Origin of the sequence: Streptomyces sp. NPDC058008 (assembly GCF_042886395.1) — a bacterium.
Lineage (GTDB): Bacteria > Actinomycetota > Actinomycetes > Streptomycetales > Streptomycetaceae > Streptomyces.
In genome coordinates, this window is sequence record NZ_JBHVQX010000044.1 from 21,380 (window position 1) to 41,893 (window position 20,514).

Consider the following 20,514-nt stretch of genomic DNA (forward strand, 5'->3'; position numbering starts at 1 on the left):
CCGCGGATCACGGCGACCACCCGCAGAATCCGCAGACAGCGCTGGAACTCGCACCTTGGACGAACAGCCCCTGGATCAGCGCAGTTTGATCGCGCCGCCGTCCGCCATGACCGTCTGGCCCGTCATGTACCGCGCGTCATCGCTCGCGAGGAAGGCGACGATGGGCGCGACGTCCTTGTCGGGGTCGCCGAAGCGGCCCAGCGGTACCTTGGCCGCGGACAGCGCGTACTGTTCGGGCCGGGCTTCCGCCCACTTGGCGACGCCCGCCGTCAGGGCCATCGGGCAGACCACGTTGACGCGGATGTTCAGCGGCGCCCATTCGTTGGCCACGACCCGGCTCAGGCCGCGGATGGCCTCCTTGGCGGCCGCGTACGACGCCTGGTTGGGCTGGCCGTCGAGTCCCGCACCCGAGCCGAAGTTGATGACCGAGGCGCTGCCGGCCTTCTTCAGCTCCGGCAGGGCGGCCAGCATGAAATTGCGGGTGGCGTACAGGCCGGTGTTCATCGCGAGGTCCCAGTCGTCGTCCGTCTGGTCCTCGAACGGCCTCTGCCGCGACACGCTCGCGTTGTTCACCAGCACATCGAGCTTTCCGAAGCGCTCGACGGCCGCGGTGACCGCCCGGTCCGCGACGGCACGGTCCGAGACGTCGCCGGACTGGAAGACCACGGAGTCGCCCAGCTCGTCGGCCAAGGCCTTCCCGGCGTCCTCCTGTAGGTCGACCACGACGACGCGAGCGCCGCGTGCCACGAAAAGCCTGGTGACGGCCCCGCCGATACCGGAGGCGCCTCCGGTGACGATGGCTGCCTTGCCCTGAAGACCGAGGGAACTCATGGTGATCGCTTCCTGACGTTGACGGGGACATGGGCGTCCGATGCCGCAGCTGGGATCCGCCGCACCTTTACTAGAATGAATTCTAGTATGACGGTTTCGGGGAGCCCGGCAGGCCTCGCGGACCATGCGCAATGCGGCGGACCCCCGGCCGCCCGCCCTCGGTGGCGCCGTCCGCGGTCCGTGTGCGGAGCGGGTGCACGGACCGCGAACCGTGAGGTCCGCGTATCCAGTCGCCGAGCCGAGGCATCCGGCGACACTTGGCTCATCTGCGCACCGGCAGGGGAGGGCCGGGCTCTGCAACGAGACGCTCGGCGCCGCCCCTGCCGCACGTGTCGTCCCTGGGGCGGACGCCCCGGCCCACGCCCATAGGCAGCATCTCGCTGTGCCTGCCCGCCGCGCACGGTCCGTGGCCCACCGTGACCCGGGCCCGGCCTTGCTCCTCGGCCTCGCCCCCGCGTTCTCCGCCACGCCGGGCCCGTTCGTGGGCCCCCGCGACGTCCGAAGTGCCTGTTCGGCGCCGTCCCGCCCGGTCCGGGCACCGGGCCGGACGCGTCGGCGCGCAGGGGGTGCGCACTGTCGGCGCTCTTCAGGGGCGCGCCTCCTCCTGCGGTCTGCCGAGATCCAGGCTTCGGGCGATCCGGCGCCGGTGCCAGTCCGGTGTCCCGAAGAGTTGGGCGGAGCTGTGCGCCCGCTTGAAGTAGCGGTGCGCGTCGTGTTCCCAGGTGATGCCGATGCCGCCGTGCAACTGGATCATGTCGCCGGCCACCGTCGACAAGGCCTCCGAGGCCGCGGCCTGGGCCACCGACGCATACCTGCCGAACCCGGCCGGCTCAGCCCCCTCCGCCGCGAACGCGGCGCCGAGCGCCGCCGAACGCGCCGCCTCGACCAGCACGTACGCGTCCGCCAGCCGGTGTTTGACGGCCTGGAAGGAACCGATGGAGCGGCCGAACTGTACGCGTTCCTTCGTGTACGCCACCGTCAGGTCCAGGCATGCCTGCGCGGCCCCCACCTGTTCCGCGGCCAGGGCCGTGCGAGCGAGGTCCAGGGCGTGCTCCAGGGCGCGCGCCCCGCCGCCGTCCGTGCCGACGAGCCGCCCCTCGGCCCCCTCGAACCGCCACCGCCCCAGCGGGCGGGTCCGGTCCATGGCCACCATGGTCTCGCCGTGGGCGCCCGGGTCGCCGGGGGCGACCTCGAAGAGGGAGACGCCGACGCCGGTACGAGCAGTGACGAGCAGGGTGTCCGCCTCGGTGCCGCCCAGTACGTGCCGCTTGGAACCGTCGATCCGACGGTTGCCCGCGGTGCTCGGAGCGGCCGTGGCACGTGTGGCCGCCGGGTCCCACGAGCCGTCCTCCGCCCAGGCGACGCCGACCACGGCACTGCCGTCGGCGATGCCGGGCAGCAGCCGCGCGCAGGCGTCGTCGTCGCCGGTGGCGAGGAGGAGCTGCGCGGCGAGCACGGCGGAGCCGAGCAGGGGTACCGGGCTCAGTACCCGGCCCAGCTCTTCCATCACCACGTGCACGTCCACCGCCCCGCACCCGGCGCCCTCGTACTTCTCCGGAACCGCGAGAGAGGCGACGCCGATCTGCTCGGTCAGGGGTCGCCAGGCGTCCGTGCCCTCGTGCCGGGCGAGCAACGACTTTACGGCGGCGCGCAGTTCGTCCTGCTCCTGGGTCAGCCTCATGCCTGCGCCCCATCGGGCACGAGTCCGGTGACGACCTGGGCCCGGCACGCTGAGGGTGTTCCCCAGGCGTTCCGCAGGGGGCGGGCCTTGCGGATCCACAGCGAGAGGTCGAGCTCGTCCGTGTAGCCGAGTGCCCCGTGCAGTTGCAGGGCGGTGAGCGCGGCACCGTAGGCCGCCTCACCGGCCACCACCTTCGCCGCGGCGATCTCGCGATCGGCGTCGGCCGCGGCACCGGTGGAGAGGTCTGCGGAGGCCAGCGCGAGTGCGGCGGAGTGCACCAGCGGTTCGGCGAACTCCAGTGTGATCAGGACGTTCGCCAACTGGTGCTTCACCGCCTGGAAGGAGCCGATCGCGACCCCGAACTGGGAGCGGCGGCGCACATGGTCGACCGTGTGTACGAGCAGGGTTCGGCCCAGGCCGAGGGACTGCGCGGCGGTGGCCAGCCGCGCGTGCCGGGTGGCGTGCCGGGCGGCGTCCGTCACGGCGGCCCCGCGGGCCAGGACGGTTCCGCCGAGGGGACGGGCGAGCCGGCGCGCCGGGTCGGCGGACTGCTGCACCTCGCCCGCCGACTCCGCGAGCCTCACGGTGTCGCCCTCCACCGCGAACACCCCGTCGGCGGTGGCGGCGTCCAGCGCGTACGGCGCGTCCGCGGCGAGCAGGGCGAAGGAGACGGCCGACTTGCCGGAGGCGATGCCCGGCAGCCAGTCGGCGGCCAGCGCCCGGTCGCCGAGCCGGTCCAGGAAGGCCGCCGCCGCCACCGTCTCCGCCAGCGGACCGGGCACCGCGTGCCGGCCCAGCTCGGTGAAGGCGACGGCCAGTTCGGCCGGCAGCGGACCGAGGCCCTCGTGGCGCTCCGGCACGGCGAGGGCGAACACCCCGGCGTCCGCCAGTCTGGACCACAGCGCGCGTCCCGGCGCGGTGTCACCGGCCGCCCAGGCCCGTACGACGGCGGGGGTCCTGGCCGCGGCCAGCATGGTGTCCAGCGAGCGGGCGAACTCCCGCTGTTCGTCGTTCAGGAGGAACCGCATCACCGGCGTCCCTTCGGCAGGCCGAGCAGCCGCTCGGCGATGATGTCGCGCTGGATCTCGTTGGTGCCCGCGTAGATGGGTCCGGCCAGGGAGAAGGTGTGGCCCTCGGTCCAGTGGCCGTGCGCCGGGGCTTCCGGGGCGGCGTCGGACAGCTCGCCGACGGCGCCCAGCAGGTCGAGGCCGGTCTCGTGGAGGGCGATGTCCAGCTCGGACCAGAACACCTTGTTCAGGCTGGACTCGGCGCCGATCGTGTCTCCCTCGGCGATCCGGGAGACGTTCCGGTAGGCGAACAACTGGTAGGCGCGGGCCGCGATGGCGGCGTCGGCCACCCGGTCGCGCAGCGCGGTGTCCGACGGCTCGCCCGCCGAGCGCCACAGCTCGGTGAGCCGGCCCGAGGCGGCCGTGAACCGGCCGGGGCTGCGCAGCGTCAGTCCCCGCTCGTTGCCCGCCGTGCTCATCGCGGCCCGCCAGCCCCGGCCTGGCTCTCCGATCACGTCCTCGTCGGGGACGAAGACCTCGTCGAGGAAGAGTTCGGCGAAGGCGGGCTTGCCGTCGAGCCGCCCGATGGGACGCACGGTCACACCGGCGGCGTCCAGCGGGAACATCAGGTAGGTCAGACCGCGGTGCGGCCGGTCCGCGTCGGGGTGGCTGCGGAACAGGCCGAACGCGCGGTCCGCGAAGGCCGCCCGCGACGACCAGGTCTTCTGGCCGCTGAGCAGCCAGCCGCCCTCGCAGCGTACGGCGGTGGAGCGCAGCGAGGCCAGGTCGGAGCCCGACTCCGGCTCGGACCAGGCCTGGGCCCAGATCACCTCACCGCTCGCCATCGACGGCAGGACGCGGGCGCGCTGCTCGTCGGTGCCGTGCTCGAAGAGGGTGGGGGCGAGGAGGCTGATGCCGTTCTGGCTCACCCGGCCGGGGGCGCCGGCCGTGTGGTACTCCTCCTCGAAGATCAGCCACTCCAGCCACGAGGTGTCGCGGCCGCCGTACTCCCTCGGCCAGGACACCACCGACCAGCGGTCGGCGAACAGGGTGCGCTCCCACTCGCGGTGGGCGGCGAAGCCCTCCGCGGTCTCCAGGGAGGGCAACGGCTCCGCGGGGACGTGCGCGCGCAGCCAGTCGCCGGCCTCGGCGCGGAACGCGTCCTCGGCGGCGGTGAACTGGAGGTCCATCAGGCCGAACCCTTCTTCATGGCACGGATGTCCATGCCGCCGAGCGGGTCCGCGGCGGTCTCCGCGTTGTGCGCGTGCGCCAGGTGGTGCAGCCCGAAGACCGAGTCCATGCCGGTGTGCAGACCCTGGAGGTCCTCGGCCTGGTTCACGGCACGCTTGGCCAACGCCAGTCCCATGCGCGGCATCTCGGCCACACGCAGGGCCAACTCGTGAGTTCTGGAGCTGAGTTCGTCCCGTGGGACGACGCGGTTGACCATGCCGACCTCGTAGGCGCGCCGCGCGCTCATCCGGTCACCCGTGAACAGGAACTCCCTGGCGACGCGCGGCGGCATCACCCAGGGGTGCGCGAAGTACTCGACGCCCGGGATGCCCATGCGGACCACCGGGTCGGCGAAGAAGGCGTCGTCGGAGGCGACGATCAGGTCGCACACCCAGGCCAGCATCAGACCGCCCGCGACGCAGGCGCCCTGCACGGAGGCGATGACGGGCTTGGGCAGCTCTCGCCAGCGGCGGCACATGCCGAGGTAGACCTCGGACTCGCGGGCGTAACGGCTCTCCGCCCCCGCCTTGTCCGAGTGGTCCCACCACAGCCCCGCCCTGCGCTCGAAGGGCAGATGGGCGTCGCGCTCGAGGGTGCCGATGTCGTGACCGGCCGAGAAGTGCTTCCCCGCACCGGCCAGGACCACGACCTTGACCCCGTCGTCCGAGGCGGCCCGGTAGAAGGCCCGGTCCAGGGCGTAGGTCATCGCGGAGTTCTGCGCGTTGCGGTACTCGGGCCGGTTCAGGGTGATCACCGCGACCGGCCCGTCGCGGTCGTAGCGCACCGGGCCGTCCTGCGGTTCCTGGTCCGGCACCTCCGCGTCCCGCGCCTGCGGTGCCTGGCCGTCCCGTGTCTGAGGGCGCTCGGTCTCTTGTTCGTGGGCAGCGGACATCCGCCCCTCCTTCCCTAACAAGTGTTTGGTAGGTTAACGTACGTCCATGACCAGCGTCGAGGAGTTCCGCACCGAGGTCCGCGGCTGGCTCCGGGCCAACCTCACCGGAGAGTTCGCCGCCGTGCGAGGCCGCGGCGGGCCGGGCCGTGAACACGAGGCGTTCGCCGAACGGCTCGCCTGGGAGCGGCACATGGCCGCCGCCGGCTGGACCTGCGTGGGCTGGCCGGTGGAGTGCGGCGGACGCGGCGCCACCCTCGAACAGCAGGTCGCCTTCCACGAGGAGTACGCCCTCGCCGACGCACCCGGCCGCGTCAACCACATCGGCGAACAGCTCCTCGGCCCGACCCTCATCGCTTTCGGCACCCCCGCACAGCGCGCCCGCTTCCTGCCGCCGATCGTCAAGGCCGAGGAGCTGTGGTGCCAGGGCTACAGCGAGCCGGACGCCGGCTCCGACCTGGCCAACGTACGCACCCGGGCGGAGCGCGACGGCGACGCGTGGACGGTGACCGGCCAGAAGATCTGGACCTCGCTCGCCCACGAGTCCCACTGGTGCTTCGTCGTCGCCCGCACCGAACCCGGCTCAGTGCGCCACCACGGGCTCTCCTACCTGCTGGTCCCGCTCGACCAGCCCGGCGTGGAGGTCCGCCCCATCACCCAGCTCACCGGCACCAGCGAATTCAACGAGGTGTTCTTCGACCGGGCCCGCACCCCCGCCGGGAACATCGTCGGGGCCCCCGGCGAGGGCTGGAAGGTCGCCATGGCCACGCTCGGCTTCGAACGAGGCGTGTCCACCCTCGGCCAGCAGGTCGGGTTCCGCCGCGAACTGGAGACCCTGATCGGCCTGGCCCGCCGTAACGGAAGCGCCGACGACCCGCTGATCCGCGACCGGATCGCCCGCGCCTGGACCGGCCTGGAGATCATCCGGTTCAACGCGCTGCGCATGCTGGAGGGAGCCGCCGCTGGCGCGCCGGGCCCGGAGGCCTCCATCGGGAAGATCTACTGGGCCACCTGGCACCGGGAACTCGGCGAACTCGCCATGGACGTGTGCGGCGCCGACGGCATGCTCGCCGCCGGCGAACCCTACGACCTCGACGACTGGCAGCGCCTCTTCCTGTTCTCCCGGTCCGACACGATCTACGCGGGCTCGAACGAGATCCAGCGCAACATCATCGCCGAGCGGGTGCTCGGTCTGCCCAGAGAGGTCCGCCCATGACCACCGACCCCGTCTACGTCCCCGGCCACGGCCTGCTCAAGGGCCGTACCGCCGTCGTCACCGCCGCCGCGGGCGCGGGCATCGGCGGGGCCACCGCCCGGCGCCTGCTCGAGGAGGGCGCCGACGTACTCGTCTCCGACACCCACGCGCGCAGGCTGGAGGAGACCAGGGCCACCCTCGCCGACGCGTTCGGCAGGAACAGGGTCACCGCCCTGACCTGCGACGTCACCGACGAGAGCCAGGTGGGCGCACTCTTCGACCTTGCCGAGGAACGGCACGGCCGGCTGGACGTCGTCGTCAACAACGCCGGCCTCGGCGGCACCGCGGACCTGGTCGACATGGCCGACGGACAATGGGACAAGGTCATCGACGTCACCCTCAACGGCACCTTCCGCTGCACCCGCGCCGCGCTGCGCCGGATGAAGGCGTCCGGCAGCGGCGGCGTGATCGTCAACAACGCCTCGGTGATCGGCTGGCGCGCCCAGAGGGGCCAGGCCCACTACGCCGCCGCCAAGGCCGGCGTGATGGCGCTCACCCGCTGCGCCGCACTGGAGGCCGCCGACTACGGGGTGCGGGTCAACGCCGTCGCGCCGAGCCTGGCCATGCACCCGCACCTGGTGAAGGTCACCACCCCCGAACTGCTGGCCGAGCTGACCTCGCGGGAGGCGTTCGGCCGGTACGCCGAGCCCTGGGAGGTCGCGAACACCATCGTCTTCCTCGCCAGCGGATACTCCTCGTACATGACGGGCGAGGTCCTGTCCGTCAGCAGTCAGCAAGCCTGAGCGAGGATGAGCGGGTGCCGAAAGCCAACAGCAACAGCAACAGCAACAGCAAGAAGAAGGCGACGCCGCCGTCGCCCGAGCGGCGCGGTGAACTCCTCGCCACCGCCGCGGAGGTGTTCGCCGCGCAGGGTTACAACGCCACGACCGTACGCAAGATCGCGGACGAGGCGGGGATGCTCGCCGGCAGCCTCTACTACCACTTCGACTCCAAGGAGTCGATGGTCGACGAGATCCTCTCCACCTTCCTGGACGAGCTCTGGGAACGCTACGACGCCGTCCTGGCCGCCGGCCTGGAACCGAGGGAGACCATCGAGGCCCTCGTCACCGAGTCCTTCCGGGAGATCGACCGGCAGCGCGACGCCGTCGCCATCTACCAGAAGGAGTCCAAGCACCTGCGGAGCCTGCCGCGCTTCGCCTATCTCGGCGACTCCCAGCGGAAGTTCGAGACGGCGTGGCTCGGGACGTTGGAAAGGGGAGTGGCGACCGGAGCGTTCCGCACCGACCTGGACGTGCGGCTCACCTACCGCTTCCTCCGCGACACCGTGTGGGTCGCCGCGTCGTGGTACCGGCCGGGCGGACGGTACAGCCCGGAGGAGATCGCCCGCCAGTACCTGTCCATGGTGCTGGAGGGCTTCGCCGCAAGGACCTGAAGCCCGCGGACAGGCGCCGTACGCACACGACAGCACGCCGGAGAAACCCGACAGCACCTCACAGAAGGAGCGGCAGGCATGGCCGAGGCATACATCGTGGAAGCGGTCCGCACACCTGTCGGCAGGCGGAACGGCGGACTGTCCGCCGTCCACCCGGCCGATCTGGGCGCGCACGTCCTCAAGGAACTGATGCGACGTTCGGGTGCCGACCCGGCCGCCGTGGAGGACGTCGTCTTCGGCTGCCTGGACAACGTGGGCCCGCAGGCCGGCGACATCGCCCGCACCTGCTGGCTGGCCGCGGGACTGCCGGAGGAGGTGCCCGGCGTGACCGTGGACCGCCAGTGCGGCTCGTCCCAGCAGGCGTTGCACTTCGCCGCGCAGGGCGTCCTCTCCGGTACCCAGGACCTGGTGGTCGCGGGCGGGGTGCAGAACATGTCGATGATCCCGATCGCCTTCGCCACCCGGCAGGCCGCCGAGACACTGGGCCTCACCCAGGGCCCGTACGCCGGCTCCGAGGGCTGGCGCGCCCGCTACGGCGACCAGCCGGTCAACCAGTTCGCCGGTGCCGAGATGATCGCCGAGAAGTGGGGCATCTCCCGCGAGGACATGGAGGAGTTCGCGCTGCGCTCGCACCGGAGGGCCGTCCGCGCCATCGACGAGGGCCGCTTCGCCCGTGAGACGGTCGCCTTCGGTGACGTGACCGCCGACGAGGGCCCGCGCCGCGACACCACACTGGAGAAGATGGCGTCCCTCAAGCCCGTCGTCGAGGGCGGCCGGCTGACCGCCGCGGTCTCCTCGCAGGTGTCCGACGGGGCCTCGGCCCTGCTCATCGCGTCCGAGCGCGCCGTGCGCGAGCACGGACTCACCCCCCGGGCACGCGTCCACCACCTCTCGGCGCGCGGCGAGGACCCGATCCGTATGCTGTCGGCACCGATTCCGGCCACGGCGTACGCGCTGAAGAAGGCCGGCATGTCGCTCGACGACATCGACCTGGTCGAGATCAACGAGGCGTTCGCCTCCGTCGTCCTGGCCTGGCTGAAGGAGACCGGCGCCGACCCGGAGAAGGTCAACGCCAACGGCGGCGCCATCGCGCTCGGCCACCCGCTGGGGGCCACCGGCACCAAGCTGACGACCACGCTGCTGCACGAACTGGAACGCACCGGCGGCCGCTACGGCCTCCAGACGATGTGCGAGGGCGGCGGCCAGGCCAACGTCACCATCATCGAACGCCTCTGACCCCGGTGCGCGACGCCGGCCGCCGGGGACGCCGGTCCGCGGCCGGTCCCGCAGCGGTGGGGCACCCGGCCGAGCGTCCCCGGCCGGGTCTCCGACAGTGTGTTCACCGGGGCCACCCGCGGTCCGCACAGCGGTAGCCCCCACCTGCGACCGGCCTGGGGCGTCCGATCCCGCCGGCCGTGTCTCGCCCCGGCGGGAACGTACGTACGGGAGTGGAGGCAGTCCGACCGCCTCAGCCTGGACGGGAGCGGGCGCGGCACTCCATGGAGGACGTTCCGGTCCGGAGGTCCGGGAACGGCGGACGGCCCGGTCCCACCCCGGGACCGGGCCGTCCGCCGTGGGCCGCTCAGCGGGCCGCCGGCAGGGTGAGCAGGGCGGCCTCGGCCTCGTCCATGATCCGTTCGACCAGTTCGGCGCACGAGGGCAGGTCGTCGATGACCCCGGCGACCTGGCCGGCGGCCATCACACCGATGTCGGTACGGCCCTCGACCATGGACGCCCGCAGCAACATGGGCGTGTTGGCGGCCAGCAGCACCTGGCTCCAGGTCAGTTCCCTGCCGTGCTTCATGGTGAGACCGTCACGGACCATGCCCGCCCAGCTCATCCCCGATTCCCGTCGGAAGGCCGCCGCGTGCCGCACCGCCCTGAGGAGGAGGGAGGCCCGGCCCGAGCGCTCCAGTCCGTCGACCATCCCGGTGCGCAGCATCCGGTGCGGCAGCCCGTCCACCCTGGTGGTGAGCGTGACGTCCCTGACGGTGGCGGCCAGGTACCTCGCCTTGACCGCGTCGGGGACGGTGCTGTCGGAGGTGAGCAGGAAGCGGGTGCCCATCGCGATGCCGGCGGCACCGTAGGCGAGCGCGGCGACCAGGCCGCGGCCGTCGTGGAAGCCGCCGGCCGCCACGACCGGGATGTCGACGGCGTCGACGACCTGGGGGAGCAGTACCGAGGTGGCCACGTTCCCGGTGTGGCCGCCGCCCTCGCCGCCCTGCACGAGCACGGCGTCCGCGCCCCACGCGGCGACCTTCTCGGCGTGCCTGCGGGCTCCGACCGACGGGACGACGACGACACCGGCGTCCTTGAGCCGGGCGATCAGCTCACGGGAGGGCGCCAGCGCGAACGAGGCGACCCTCACCCCCTCCTCGATGATGACCTCGACGCGTTCGGGGGCGTCGGCGGCATCGGCGCGCAGGTTGACGCCGAACGGCGCGTCGGTACGGGACTTGACCTCGCGCACCGCCGAGCGCAGCCGGTCCACCGGCATGGTGGCCGAGGCGAGGATGCCCAGCGCGCCCGCCGAGGCGGCGGCCGAGACCAGACGGGGCCCGGCCACCCAGCCCATGCCGGTCTGCACGATCGGGTACCGGACGCCGGCCAGTTCCGTCAGCCGGGTCGGGAAGCCGGTGCGCGCAGCGCCCTCCGCACCTACGACGCCGGCCGTTCCCGGTGCCTCCGCCGGGCCCGCTGTCCTTGCCTCACGCCCGGCGTCCGCCCCGCTCACGGGCGGACCTCGCGGTCCCTGGCGCCCGCCGGGTCGATGACCTCACGGATCAACCGAAGCTCGGCGGCGGTGGGTTCACGGGTGAAGGGCACCTCCTCCGGAACGGCGAGGGCGAATCCGGTGGCCGTGGCCACGTGCTCCACGGTGACACCCGGGTGCACCGAACGCAGCCGCATCGAGCGGTCCGGCGTCGCGAAGTCGAAGACGCCCAGGTCGCTGATGACCTCGGGGACGCGGTGGTAGCGGGCGGCGGACGGACCGGCGGCGGCCACACTGTCGTAGCCGACGCCGCAGATCATGTCCACCTTCTCCACGAACACCCGCGCCGAGTGCCGGGACACCCAGTAACTCGTCGGGTTGTTGAGGGTGTTGACGGGTGCGCCTCGTACTCCCAGCAGCTGCCGCCGGGGCCGGTCCCAGTCGCCGACGCAGGAGATGTTCTGGTTGCCGAAGCGGTCGATCTGGGAGGCGCCCATCATCACGTGCCGCCGCCCGCTCGTCACCATCGCCAGGTGCTGACGGTAGGGGAGCCAGCCCTCCACGACCTGCGCCCGGGCACCGACGGCCGGCACGTCGGCCATGATCAGAGCCTCGCCGTCGGTGAGCAGCAGGTCGGGGGAGAACGTCAGCTTCGCCAGCCGGGCCCCGATCGTCGGCACCGTGCCCATCGGGGCGGCCAGGACCTCGCCCGCCTCCCGCCAGGCCTCGGCACAGGCCACCACGCAGTACTCCGCCCGCGTGGCCGTCGTCGTAGCGGTGTCGCTCATGCGGTCTTCCCCTCCTCGTGGAACGTCGCCACCGCGGCCCGGTACGCCTGCTCGTCGCCGGAGAGGAACCGTGCGGTGAACGCCGCCCAGGACTCCGGGTCGCCCGCGGCGCGAACATAGGCGCGCTGGAAGGCCTCGTCGCGGTCGTGGTCGGGGGCGCAGGAGGTGAAGTGCGCGCCGTTCGGCGCCTCCACCACACCGTCCACGAACGCCCGCTTGACCAGCAGCGACTGCGGGCCCGCCGCACCGAGGAGACCGGCGCTGTCCACGATCCGCTCGCAGGAGACGTACGCGCTGTCGGCGGCCTCGCAGAACAGGTCGTCGAAGTAGGGGTCGGGGCCCAGGTACTGGGCGTTGCCGTGCGCGTCGGCGCGGTTGAGGTGGACCAGGGCGGCGTCCAGACGCAGCGCGGGCACGGCGACCAGCTCCTCGCCGTCCTCGTACGGCGAGGTGACCGTCCGCAGCGAAGGGTTGACCCGCATCACGTCCGAGGCGAGCCCGGCGCGGACCGGCATGAACGGCAGGCGGTGCGCGGCGGCGGTCAGCCCCCACATGAACATCGCCTCGTCCAGCTCCACCAGTTCCAGCTCGCCGCGCTCCCGGGCCGCGCGGAAGTGCGGCTCCAGCGCGACCGAGTCGAGGGTGACGAACGCCGCGACCAGCGTGCTGATCCTCCCGGCCGCCGCCAGCAGACCCACGTCGGGGCCGCCGTAGGACACCACGGTCAGGTCGGTGACGTCCGAGCGCAGCAGCGCCCGGACGAGGGCCATCGGCTTGCGCCGCGAACCCCAGCCGCCGATGCCGATCGTCATGCCGCTGCGCAGCCGGCCGACGACCTCCTCGGCGGTCATGGTCTTGTCCCTGCTCATGCCTTCCTCTCCCGCTCCGTGCCGAAGGTGTCGCGCACACGGTCGGCGACACCGCTGAGGTTGGCCTCGAACGTGAAGCCCTGTTCGAAGCGGTAGCTGCGGTGGACGTCCACCGGGTCGATGCCGTTGATGGCGGCCTTGGCCAGCCTGATCAGGGACCCGTCCTTCAGGGCGATCTCCCGGGCCAGTTCCAGCGCGGCGTCGAGCAGCTGCTCGCGGGGCACCACCCGCCACACCGAGCCGTGTCCCCGCAGCTCCTGCGCGGCCACCGTGCGCGAGGTGAAGTAGAGCGTGCGCATCAGGTGCTGCGGCACCAGCCGGGCCAGATGGGTGGCCGCGCCGAGCGCTCCGCGGTCCAGCTCCGGCAGGCCGAAAGTGGCGTCCTCGGAGGCGACGACCGCGTCCGCGTTGCCGACCAGGCCGATACCCCCGCCCAGGCAGAAGCCCTGCACGGCGGCGACGACGGGTACCTGGCAGTCGTAGACCGCGGCGAAGGCTTCCGCACACCCGTGGTTGGCGCCCAGGAGTGCCTCATGGCCGGCCGAGCGCTGCATCTCCTTGATGTCGACGCCCGCGTTGAAGCCCCGGCCGGCCGCGGCGAGCACCACGCAGCGCACGTCAGGGTCGGTCCCGGCGGCGCGGACGGCCGCGGCCAGGTCGTGCCAGCCCTGTACGGGCAGGGCGTTCACCGGGGGGAAGTCCACTGTGATGACGGCGACGCCCCTGTCCGGGGCGGAGGTGGAGACACCCATGAGCAGATCAGCTACCTTTCCACCAAACGTTTGTTAGGGAAATGTAGCAGCGGGATCCCCATCGCGGGAAGGCATCCCGATGCCTCGATCAGAAGGGGACTCACCTCACATGACAGGACTGTGCACCGGACGCGTGGCCGTCGTGACCGGAGCGGGACGCGGCCTCGGGCGCGCGCACGCGCTCGCGTTCGCCGCCGAGGGGGCCAAGGTCGTCGTCAACGACCTCGGTGTGGGCCTGGACGGCACCGGCGGTGCCTCCGACCCCGCCCAGGAGGTCGTCGACGAGATCAGGGCGGCCGGGGGAGAGGCGGTCGCGCACGGCGGCGACATCGCCACCTCCGGCGGAGCCGCCTCCTTGATCGCCGTCGCCGTCGACACCTTCGGCCGCCTGGACACCCTGGTGAACAACGCCGGGTTCCTGCGCGACCGGATGCTCGTCAACCTCGACGAGGACGACTGGGACGCCGTCCTGCGCGTCCACCTCAAAGGTCACTTCCTCACGCTCAAGCACGCGGGCGGCTACTGGCGGGCCGAGGCGAAGGCCGGCCGCGAGGTGGAGGCCCGCGTGGTGAACACGAGCTCGGGCGCGGGGCTGCTGGGCAGCGTCGGGCAGGGCAACTACTCGGCGGCCAAGGCGGGGATCGTCGGGCTGACCCTGGTCGCCGCCGCCGAGATGGGCCGCTACGGAGTCCAGGTCAACGCCATCGCCCCCGCTGCCCGCACCCGGATGACCGAGCAGACCTTCGCCGACACCATGGCCGCGCCGGGACAGGGCGGATTCGACGCCATGGCCCCGGAGAACGTCTCCCCGCTCGTCGTCTGGCTGGGCTCCGCCGACTCGGCCGGGGTGACGGGCCGGGTGTTCGAGGCAGAGGGAGGCCGGATCACCGTCATGGAGGGCTGGCGCCCCGGCCCGACCGCCGACATGAACGCCCGCCGGACCCCGGCCGAGGCGGGCGCGGCAGCCCGCGAACTCCTTGCCGGAGCCCTGACACCCCAGCCGGTGTACGGCGCCCGGTAACCACGGCTCGCAACAGGCTGTCGGCCACGGGGCACCCGCCACCCCCAGGCGGGCGCCCGGAGCCCGGTCCTCGCCGTCCGGTGTGCGGCGTCCCGGCGGCCTCCGGCGCCGCCGTACCCGATGGCGGCCTCCGGTGCGCGGTGCTCCGCAGGCCGCATCGCCGCAGGGACCCGTTTCCAGGAGACCCGGTCCGCCGGCCGCCGTGTGTGCGGGCGTTCGGGCCCGGCCCAGCGGCCCCACGGTGGCGAGAGCGTCGGCAGGCTCTCACGGACGGGGCGGGTGAGCCCGGCTCCGGGGTGCGAACCCAGCCGCGTACCCCGGCTCCTCGGCGTTCGTGGTCCCGGCCCGAAAGAGGGGGCGCAAACCCTGATCACCTCCGCCCCGGTGCCGGTTGCCAGACCGTCACCGGGGGGCGCATCCGGCGCTCCCGGTGAGTGGGATGTCCCACATCTGGAGGTGTGCCGGGCCGTAACTTCCCCTCACCCCCCAGGGCTCCGCCCCGTACTCCGCCCTCTTCGTGCCTCCCCCGGCACGGGGACCGGCGGAACACGGACCGCAAGGAAGCAACGCCGTGCGGCGAGCCGCGCCTGTGACCGGTGTCCGTTCCGGTCACGGGCACGCAGCACGGTTGTCCGACCGTGAGGAGAAGCCAGTGGCCGACAGGTGGGACGCCGTCGCGACGGCGTCCGCGACAGCGGGCGGTGAGGTGAGCGTCCGCGATGTGGTCGAGGCCGCCATCGCCCGCATCGAGAAGCTCAACGGCGAACTCAACGCCGTCATCCACACCCGTTTCGACGAGGCGCGCGCCGAGGTGGACGCGGGGCTCCCCGACGGGCCGCTGCGCGGCGTGCCGGTCCTCGTCAAGGACCTCGGTACGGAGGTCGCCGGCCTGCCCGCCACCGGCGGCAGCAGGCTCTTCGCCGGCACGGGAGCCGTCGCCACCCGAGACAGCGAACTCGTCAGGCGCTACCGGCGCGCCGGCATGGTCGTCCTCGGGACCACCAACACCCCGGAACTCGGCCTCAACGCCGGCACCGAGCCGACGTTGTACGGTCCGACCCGCAACCCCTGGAACACCGGGCACTCGCCCGGCGGTTCGAGTGGCGGCTCGGCCGCCGCCGTGAGCGCCGGCCTGGTGCCCGTCGCGCACGCCAGCGACGGCGGCGGATCGATCCGCATCCCCGCGGCGGCCTGCGGACTCTTCGGGCTCAAGCCCGGCCGCGGCCGTGTCTCGCCCGCACCCCGCCCCACCACCCTGTCCGGGCTGGTCTCGGTACACCACGCCCTGACCCGCACGGTGCGCGACAGCGCGCTGCTGCTCGACATCGCGGCGGGCCCGCTCCTCGGCGACGCCTACGCCGCGCCCGCCTGCGACGACACGTTCGCCGCCTGCGCGCGACGCGACCCGGGGCCGCTGCGGATCGGCCTGATCACCGCGCTGCCTGACGGTCCGGCGGTACACGCCGACACGCTGCGGGCCGCGCTGGACGCCGCCCGCGTGTGCGAGGAACTGGGCCACCGCGTCGTCGAGACCGTCGCCCCCTACCGGCCCGACGACGTCGGTGCCACCTCGGCCGCGCTGATGGGCTCCGAGGTCGTCGCCCAGATCGACGCCCGGCTCGAACAGCTCGGCCGGCCGCTGCGCGACGACGACATCGAACCCCTCACCCGGGTGATCTACGACCACTCATGCGCCCTGACCGGTGCGGACATCAGCCGCGCCCTGCGGCGGGCGCAGGAGATCGGCTGGCAGGTCGGCGCCGCGTTCGAGACGTACGACGTGCTGCTGAGCCCCACGCTCGCGCAGCCCGCACCGCGGCTCGGCACCCTCGACACGCGACGGCCGGAGACCGTCTACGAACACGCCGCCGCCCATTCGGCGTTCACCAGCGTGTACAACGTCACCGGCATGCCCGCGATGTCCGTCCCCTTCGGGCGGGACGGCGGCGGACTGCCGCTGGGCGTCCAGTTCGCGGCCCCCGCCGGAGGCGAGGGAACCCTCCTCGCTCTCGCCGCACAGCTGGAACAGGCCGCCCCCTGGGACCTCACCGCACCGCTCGGAAACGGCTGCTGACGGGCCCTCAAAACCACATCACACCCCTACGCACCGCCCGTTCACGGCACCCCGCCCGCAGGGCCCGTCCCCGACGGCCCCGCTGCCGCAGCCCGCAGGGCCCGTCCTCGACGGTCCTGCCGCCGCAGCCCGCGGGCCCCACGCGCATCACCCGCAGCCCCGCGCAACCCCGGCACCCGCACCTCACCACGCCCCGTACCCCCGACGAAGGAGCACGATGGCAGACAACGTCACCCCGCCCCCGGCGGTGATCTCCAAAGGCAGGGCAGTGGCCGTGCTCGCCCTGGTCATCCTCCTCTCGGAGGCCGGCACCTTCGAGATCACGATGGTCTACCCGGCGCTGCCGGACATCGCCGCCGAGTTCAGGACCCTGAACACCGCCTGGGTCGCCTCGATCATCACCCTCGCCGGTGCCACCGTCATGCCGCTGGTCGGCAAGGCGGCGGACAAGTGGGGCAAGAAACGGATCATCCTCCTGCTGGGGCTCGTCTTCCTCGCGGGCAGCGTGATCTGTGCGCTCGCGCCCAACTTCACCGTCCTGATGCTGGGACGGGCGTTGCAGGGATGTCTCGTCGGGATCATCTCCCTCTCGTACAGCCTCGTGCGCGACATCATGCCGCGCGCCTTCGTACCGGTCGCCCTGGGCGCCGTGGTGACCGGCATAGGCATGGCCGCGGTCGCCGGCCCCTTCGTGGCGGGTTGGCTCATCGACAACCACGGCGTCGAGGGCGTCTTCTGGTTCCTCGCCCTCTACGCGGCCGTCCTGCTGCCGCTCTACGCCTTCGTCATCCCCGAGAGCACGGTCCGCGTCGACCGTCCCGTCGACTACGTCGGAACCCTCCTCCTCGGCCCCGGCATCGGCCTGCTCCTGCTCGGCATCACCCAGGGCAACGCCTGGGGCTGGTCAGCCGGTTCCACCCTGGCCTTCCTCCTCCTCGGCCTCGCCATGCTGATCGGCTTCGTCGCCTGGGAGCGCGTCTGCGAACACCCGCTGATCTCGCTCGACATCCTGCTGGGCCGCAGGTTCGGCCCGACCGTCCTGGCGGTCGCCTGCGTGTCGTACATGATGAACGCGCACGCGCTGATCAGCCCCACCATGCTGCGGACCCCCGAGGGAGTCCCCGGCCTCAGCTACGGCGCCGGGCTGTCCGCCACCGAACTGGCCGTCTGGACCTGCCCCCTGGGCATCACCGCCATGTTCGTGGGGCCCCTCGGCGGCTGGCTGACCACGAGGATCGGCGCCCGCAACGTACTGATCGCCGGTGGTCTCTGCTACCTCCTGGTCATGTTCCTCGGGTCCCAACTGTTCACCGTCCAGTGGCAGATCGGCCTGCTGGCCCTGGTCGGCGGCTTCGCCAACGGCTTCCTGCACTCCTCCAACGCCAACCTGCTCCAGGACTCCCTGCCCCCCTCGCAGAACGCGGTGGGCAACTCGATCGGCGGCATGACCACCCTGCTCGCCGCCGGCATCGCCACGGCGCTCACCGGCGTGATCATGTCCGACCATGTGCTGACGGTCGACGCGGCCACCAGTTCCGTGGTCTACGCCGACAGCGCGCTCACCCACGCCTACGCCTACGCGGCCGTCGTGGGCGTCGTCGGAATCGCCATCGCCCTGCTCATGAAGCACGGCCGGGCCCCCGCCCGGGGCGGTCTGACCGAGCCCGCCGAGGGGCTTTCGCCGCTCGACGCGCCTGTCCCCGCGAAGGGGGCGGCGGGCTGATCCAGGCACCGCCACCACCGGGCGCACCGTCCGGCCGCGGTCCCCGCCCGCGGCCGGACGGCCGTCCCGTTCACGGCCCGGCCGCGGCTCATCCCTCCGGCCCGGGTGGCGGGCGCAGCACGCCGCGGTCCCCGAGTTGGAGCGTCACCGTGAACTCCCTCCGGGACAGCAGCCATTGCCCGCCCGTGCGGGACCAGTGGTCGTCGTACTCGCCGCAGCACTCGAAGAAGCGGTCCGCCCACGAGCCCGCGCCCTGGTGGTGGACCCGGGCGTACGTCAGGGACCGGGCGCGGTCCCCGTCCACGCTCACCCGGTGGTTGCCGAGCAGGTGCTGGGAAGGGCCGCAGCCGCCCAGGTGACGGCGGACGACATCGACGATCTGCGCCACACCGGTGGCGCCGTAGCCGGTCGCGTCCGGTGCGAAGGCGGCGGCGACGCCCTCCCAGTCACGGTGGTCGAGCGCCGAGGCCAGCCGGGCGAGCGCCTCGGTGATCAGCCGGTGGTCGTCGGCCGCACCGGACGGACGGGATCCGCCTGCTCCGGCCACCGGTCCCTCGGCCGGCCCCGCCGCATCCTCGACCTGCCACGGCAGGCCCCCGGCCGGCCCTTCCGCACCCTCCCTCACTCCTTCTCCGCCCGCTCGCCGCCGCCCGTCCGGCACACCCGGGGCGAGCAGCGCCGGTGACACACCCGAGGCGAGCAGCGCCGGGGACTCGGCGCGCCCGTCCAGGACCCGGTTCGTGCGGACGGTCACCCGCCAGCCGTCGGGGCCTCGGCGCAGCCGCCAGTGGTTCGCGGTGGCCCGGCGCACGACGAACGCGCCCGCCTCCGGATCGCGGACGATCATGGTGGTGTAGCAGACGGCCACGGCATCGTCGCCGTCCACCCGTACCCGGGGCGCGCCCACGACGTGGGCGCAGCCCTGGCTGATCCACCGCTGGTGCCTGGGGGAGTGGACCATGGCCTCGATCTCCGCGCGCCCGGTCATCAGCAGTTCGTCGACGTCGTAGACGCCGTCCTCCACCCACAGGTCCGCCACCGCACGGGCCGAGCCGCTGTCGACCAGCGGACCGTAGGAGAGGATCAGGGACGTGACGGCGGCCTCGTCCTCGAGCCGGTTCAGGCGCCGTTCGAGGCGGGCCAGGGCCGCCCGGCTCCCGGCGAGGGCCCGGCGGGTGTCCGCAGGGGACCGCGTCTGCCCGGTGTCCGGTGGTGACTGCTCGGTGCTGCTCAATGGTCGCTCCCGTCGGTGGGGTCGAGCGGTGTCAGAGGTCGGAGGCCAGGGTGTGCAGGGCCTCCAGCTGCTCGCAGTAGTGCGCCGCGGACCGTGCCGAGACCGAGGCCGAGAGCACGGTGGCGCCGGCGTCGCGCAGCCGGGTCAGGGCGGTGGCCGCGGCCTCCGGCGCCGCTGCCGGATCGAGGGGGCGGCCGGGCGCGAGGACGATCTCGAAGCCGTCCGGTACGTCCGCCGCGTCGAGCATCTCGCGCAGCCGCTCCGGGGCCAGCCCGAACGGCACCCAGCCGTCACCGAGTGTGATGGCCCGGCGCAGTGAGCGCGGGGTCCGGCCGCCGATCCACAGCGGCACCCGCTCCTGGACGGCGTGCGGTTCGACGACGAAGTCCTCGAAGGCGTAGTACTCGCCGTGGTACTCCGGCACCCGGCTGGACAGGGCGGCCCGCAGGGCGCGCAGCGAGTCGTCCGCGCGTGCCCCCCGGCCTGTGAACTCGGCGCCGAGCAGCTCGAATTCCTCCTCCAGGCTGCCCACCCCGAGGCCCAGTGTGACGCGACCGCCGCTGAGCCGGTCCAGGGTGCCGTAGCGCTTGGCGATCTGCAGGGGGTGGTGGTAGCCGAGCACGAGCACCTGGGTGACCAGCCGGATACGGCTGGTCAGCGCGGACAGGTGACCGAGCGTGGCCAGCGGGTCCCAGTAGCTGCCGCCGCGCTCCCGGGCGACACCGACCGGGACCGCGACGTGCTCGCTGCACGTGAGGTGGTGGAAACCGAGCCGGTCGGCGGTCCGCGCCACCAGGCCCAGTTCCTCGGCGCCGGCGTCCGCCTCCCAGGGGGAGGCCGTGCCCGGCAGCCGCACCACCACGGGCGATGTGATCCCGATCCGCATGGACTCTCTCCTCGTGCCGTCGGCGAAGCGCGTGCTGTCCAGCCGATTGGTAACGCAGGAGGGGGAGGCGGGCCCCGGACGGTCCCGCTGATCGGGAGAGCGCCGGCGTGTGTCACGAAGTCCGGCGGACGGAAGCCCGTGCACGACTCTTCCTACCGGTCGAACTCG

The 20,514-nt window shown here is 72.9% G+C and carries 18 protein-coding genes; 7 read left to right on the forward strand and 11 right to left on the reverse strand.

Going from position 1 to position 20,514, the window contains the following annotated elements; translation table 11 throughout:
- Window positions 1-75: 75 nt before the first annotated feature.
- From ACFVS9_RS31480 to ACFVS9_RS31500, 5 genes are all read right to left on the reverse strand, one after another.
- On the reverse strand, window positions 76-831 hold the full coding sequence (locus ACFVS9_RS31480) for an SDR family NAD(P)-dependent oxidoreductase (protein ID WP_389937916.1): 756 nt from the start codon (window positions 829-831) through the stop codon (window positions 76-78).
- A gap of 586 nt (window positions 832-1,417) precedes the next feature.
- Window positions 1,418-2,512, reverse strand: a complete 1,095-nt coding sequence (locus ACFVS9_RS31485) for an acyl-CoA dehydrogenase family protein (protein ID WP_389937919.1) — start codon at window positions 2,510-2,512, stop codon at window positions 1,418-1,420.
- Complete coding sequence (locus ACFVS9_RS31490; protein ID WP_389937922.1) at window positions 2,509-3,540, reverse strand: acyl-CoA dehydrogenase family protein; 1,032 nt, start codon at window positions 3,538-3,540, stop codon at window positions 2,509-2,511. Before ACFVS9_RS31490 ends, ACFVS9_RS31485 begins: the two co-directional genes overlap by 4 nt.
- A complete protein-coding gene (locus ACFVS9_RS31495) occupies window positions 3,540-4,709 on the reverse strand; it encodes an acyl-CoA dehydrogenase family protein (protein WP_389937925.1) in 1,170 nt (389 codons plus the stop codon). The genes ACFVS9_RS31490 and ACFVS9_RS31495 overlap by 1 nt, the downstream gene beginning before the upstream one ends.
- Window positions 4,709-5,641 carry an enoyl-CoA hydratase gene (locus tag ACFVS9_RS31500; protein ID WP_389937927.1) on the reverse strand — a complete coding sequence of 311 codons (933 nt, stop codon included), beginning with the start codon at window positions 5,639-5,641 and terminating at the stop codon, window positions 4,709-4,711. The genes ACFVS9_RS31495 and ACFVS9_RS31500 overlap by 1 nt, the downstream gene beginning before the upstream one ends.
- Before the next feature lie 46 nt (window positions 5,642-5,687).
- On the opposite strand from ACFVS9_RS31500, the gene ACFVS9_RS31505 reads away from it, so the two are divergent.
- The 4 genes from ACFVS9_RS31505 to ACFVS9_RS31520 all read left to right on the forward strand — a co-directional run bounded on the left by ACFVS9_RS31505 (window position 5,688) and on the right by ACFVS9_RS31520 (window position 9,522).
- Window positions 5,688-6,854, forward strand: a complete 1,167-nt coding sequence (locus tag ACFVS9_RS31505) for an acyl-CoA dehydrogenase family protein (protein WP_389937930.1) — start codon at window positions 5,688-5,690, stop codon at window positions 6,852-6,854.
- Window positions 6,851-7,636, forward strand: a complete 786-nt coding sequence (locus tag ACFVS9_RS31510; RefSeq protein ID WP_383116588.1) for an SDR family oxidoreductase — start codon at window positions 6,851-6,853, stop codon at window positions 7,634-7,636. The genes ACFVS9_RS31505 and ACFVS9_RS31510 overlap by 4 nt, the downstream gene beginning before the upstream one ends.
- A gap of 14 nt (window positions 7,637-7,650) precedes the next feature.
- Entirely contained in the window at window positions 7,651-8,286 is a 636-nt protein-coding gene (locus ACFVS9_RS31515; protein ID WP_389937934.1) for a TetR/AcrR family transcriptional regulator, read from the forward strand.
- A 78-nt stretch (window positions 8,287-8,364) separates the two neighbouring features.
- Window positions 8,365-9,522 carry an acetyl-CoA C-acetyltransferase gene (locus ACFVS9_RS31520; RefSeq protein WP_383116590.1) on the forward strand — a complete coding sequence of 386 codons (1,158 nt, stop codon included), beginning with the start codon at window positions 8,365-8,367 and terminating at the stop codon, window positions 9,520-9,522.
- 346 nt (window positions 9,523-9,868) lie between these two features.
- Here ACFVS9_RS31520 and ACFVS9_RS31525 read toward each other — a convergent pair whose 3' ends face one another.
- The 4 genes from ACFVS9_RS31525 to ACFVS9_RS31540 all read right to left on the reverse strand — a co-directional run bounded on the left by ACFVS9_RS31525 (window position 9,869) and on the right by ACFVS9_RS31540 (window position 13,408).
- Window positions 9,869-10,861: an NAD(P)H-dependent flavin oxidoreductase gene (locus ACFVS9_RS31525; RefSeq protein ID WP_389938003.1), complete on the reverse strand. Its 993-nt coding sequence runs from the start codon at window positions 10,859-10,861 to the stop codon at window positions 9,869-9,871.
- Window positions 10,862-11,016: 155 nt separating this feature from the next.
- Complete coding sequence (locus ACFVS9_RS31530) at window positions 11,017-11,787, reverse strand: CoA-transferase subunit beta (RefSeq protein WP_389937937.1); 771 nt, start codon at window positions 11,785-11,787, stop codon at window positions 11,017-11,019.
- A complete protein-coding gene (locus ACFVS9_RS31535; RefSeq protein ID WP_389937940.1) occupies window positions 11,784-12,656 on the reverse strand; it encodes a CoA transferase subunit A in 873 nt (290 codons plus the stop codon). Before ACFVS9_RS31535 ends, ACFVS9_RS31530 begins: the two co-directional genes overlap by 4 nt.
- Window positions 12,653-13,408: an enoyl-CoA hydratase family protein gene (locus tag ACFVS9_RS31540; protein ID WP_389937943.1), complete on the reverse strand. Its 756-nt coding sequence runs from the start codon at window positions 13,406-13,408 to the stop codon at window positions 12,653-12,655. The genes ACFVS9_RS31535 and ACFVS9_RS31540 overlap by 4 nt, the downstream gene beginning before the upstream one ends.
- A 109-nt stretch (window positions 13,409-13,517) precedes the next feature.
- Between ACFVS9_RS31540 and ACFVS9_RS31545 the strand changes: the two genes are divergently transcribed.
- The 3 genes from ACFVS9_RS31545 to ACFVS9_RS31555 all read left to right on the forward strand — a co-directional run bounded on the left by ACFVS9_RS31545 (window position 13,518) and on the right by ACFVS9_RS31555 (window position 18,226).
- The gene (locus tag ACFVS9_RS31545) at window positions 13,518-14,429 is read left to right on the forward strand and encodes an SDR family oxidoreductase (protein WP_389937946.1); all 912 of its coding nucleotides are present in this window, start codon (window positions 13,518-13,520) and stop codon (window positions 14,427-14,429) included.
- Window positions 14,430-15,081: 652 nt separating this feature from the next.
- Window positions 15,082-16,503 (forward strand): amidase, encoded by a 1,422-nt coding sequence (locus tag ACFVS9_RS31550; protein ID WP_389937949.1) that lies wholly within the window; start codon window positions 15,082-15,084, stop codon window positions 16,501-16,503.
- 217 nt (window positions 16,504-16,720) lie between these two features.
- Window positions 16,721-18,226, forward strand: coding sequence for an MFS transporter (locus ACFVS9_RS31555; protein ID WP_389937952.1), 1,506 nt, complete (start codon window positions 16,721-16,723; stop codon window positions 18,224-18,226).
- A gap of 88 nt (window positions 18,227-18,314) precedes the next feature.
- Here ACFVS9_RS31555 and ACFVS9_RS31560 read toward each other — a convergent pair whose 3' ends face one another.
- Both ACFVS9_RS31560 and ACFVS9_RS31565 read right to left on the reverse strand, forming a co-directional pair.
- Window positions 18,315-19,460 (reverse strand): nuclear transport factor 2 family protein, encoded by a 1,146-nt coding sequence (locus tag ACFVS9_RS31560; RefSeq protein ID WP_389937955.1) that lies wholly within the window; start codon window positions 19,458-19,460, stop codon window positions 18,315-18,317.
- Window positions 19,461-19,491: 31 nt separating this feature from the next.
- Complete coding sequence (locus ACFVS9_RS31565; protein ID WP_389937958.1) at window positions 19,492-20,346, reverse strand: LLM class F420-dependent oxidoreductase; 855 nt, start codon at window positions 20,344-20,346, stop codon at window positions 19,492-19,494.
- Between the last annotated feature and the right edge of the window lie 168 nt (window positions 20,347-20,514).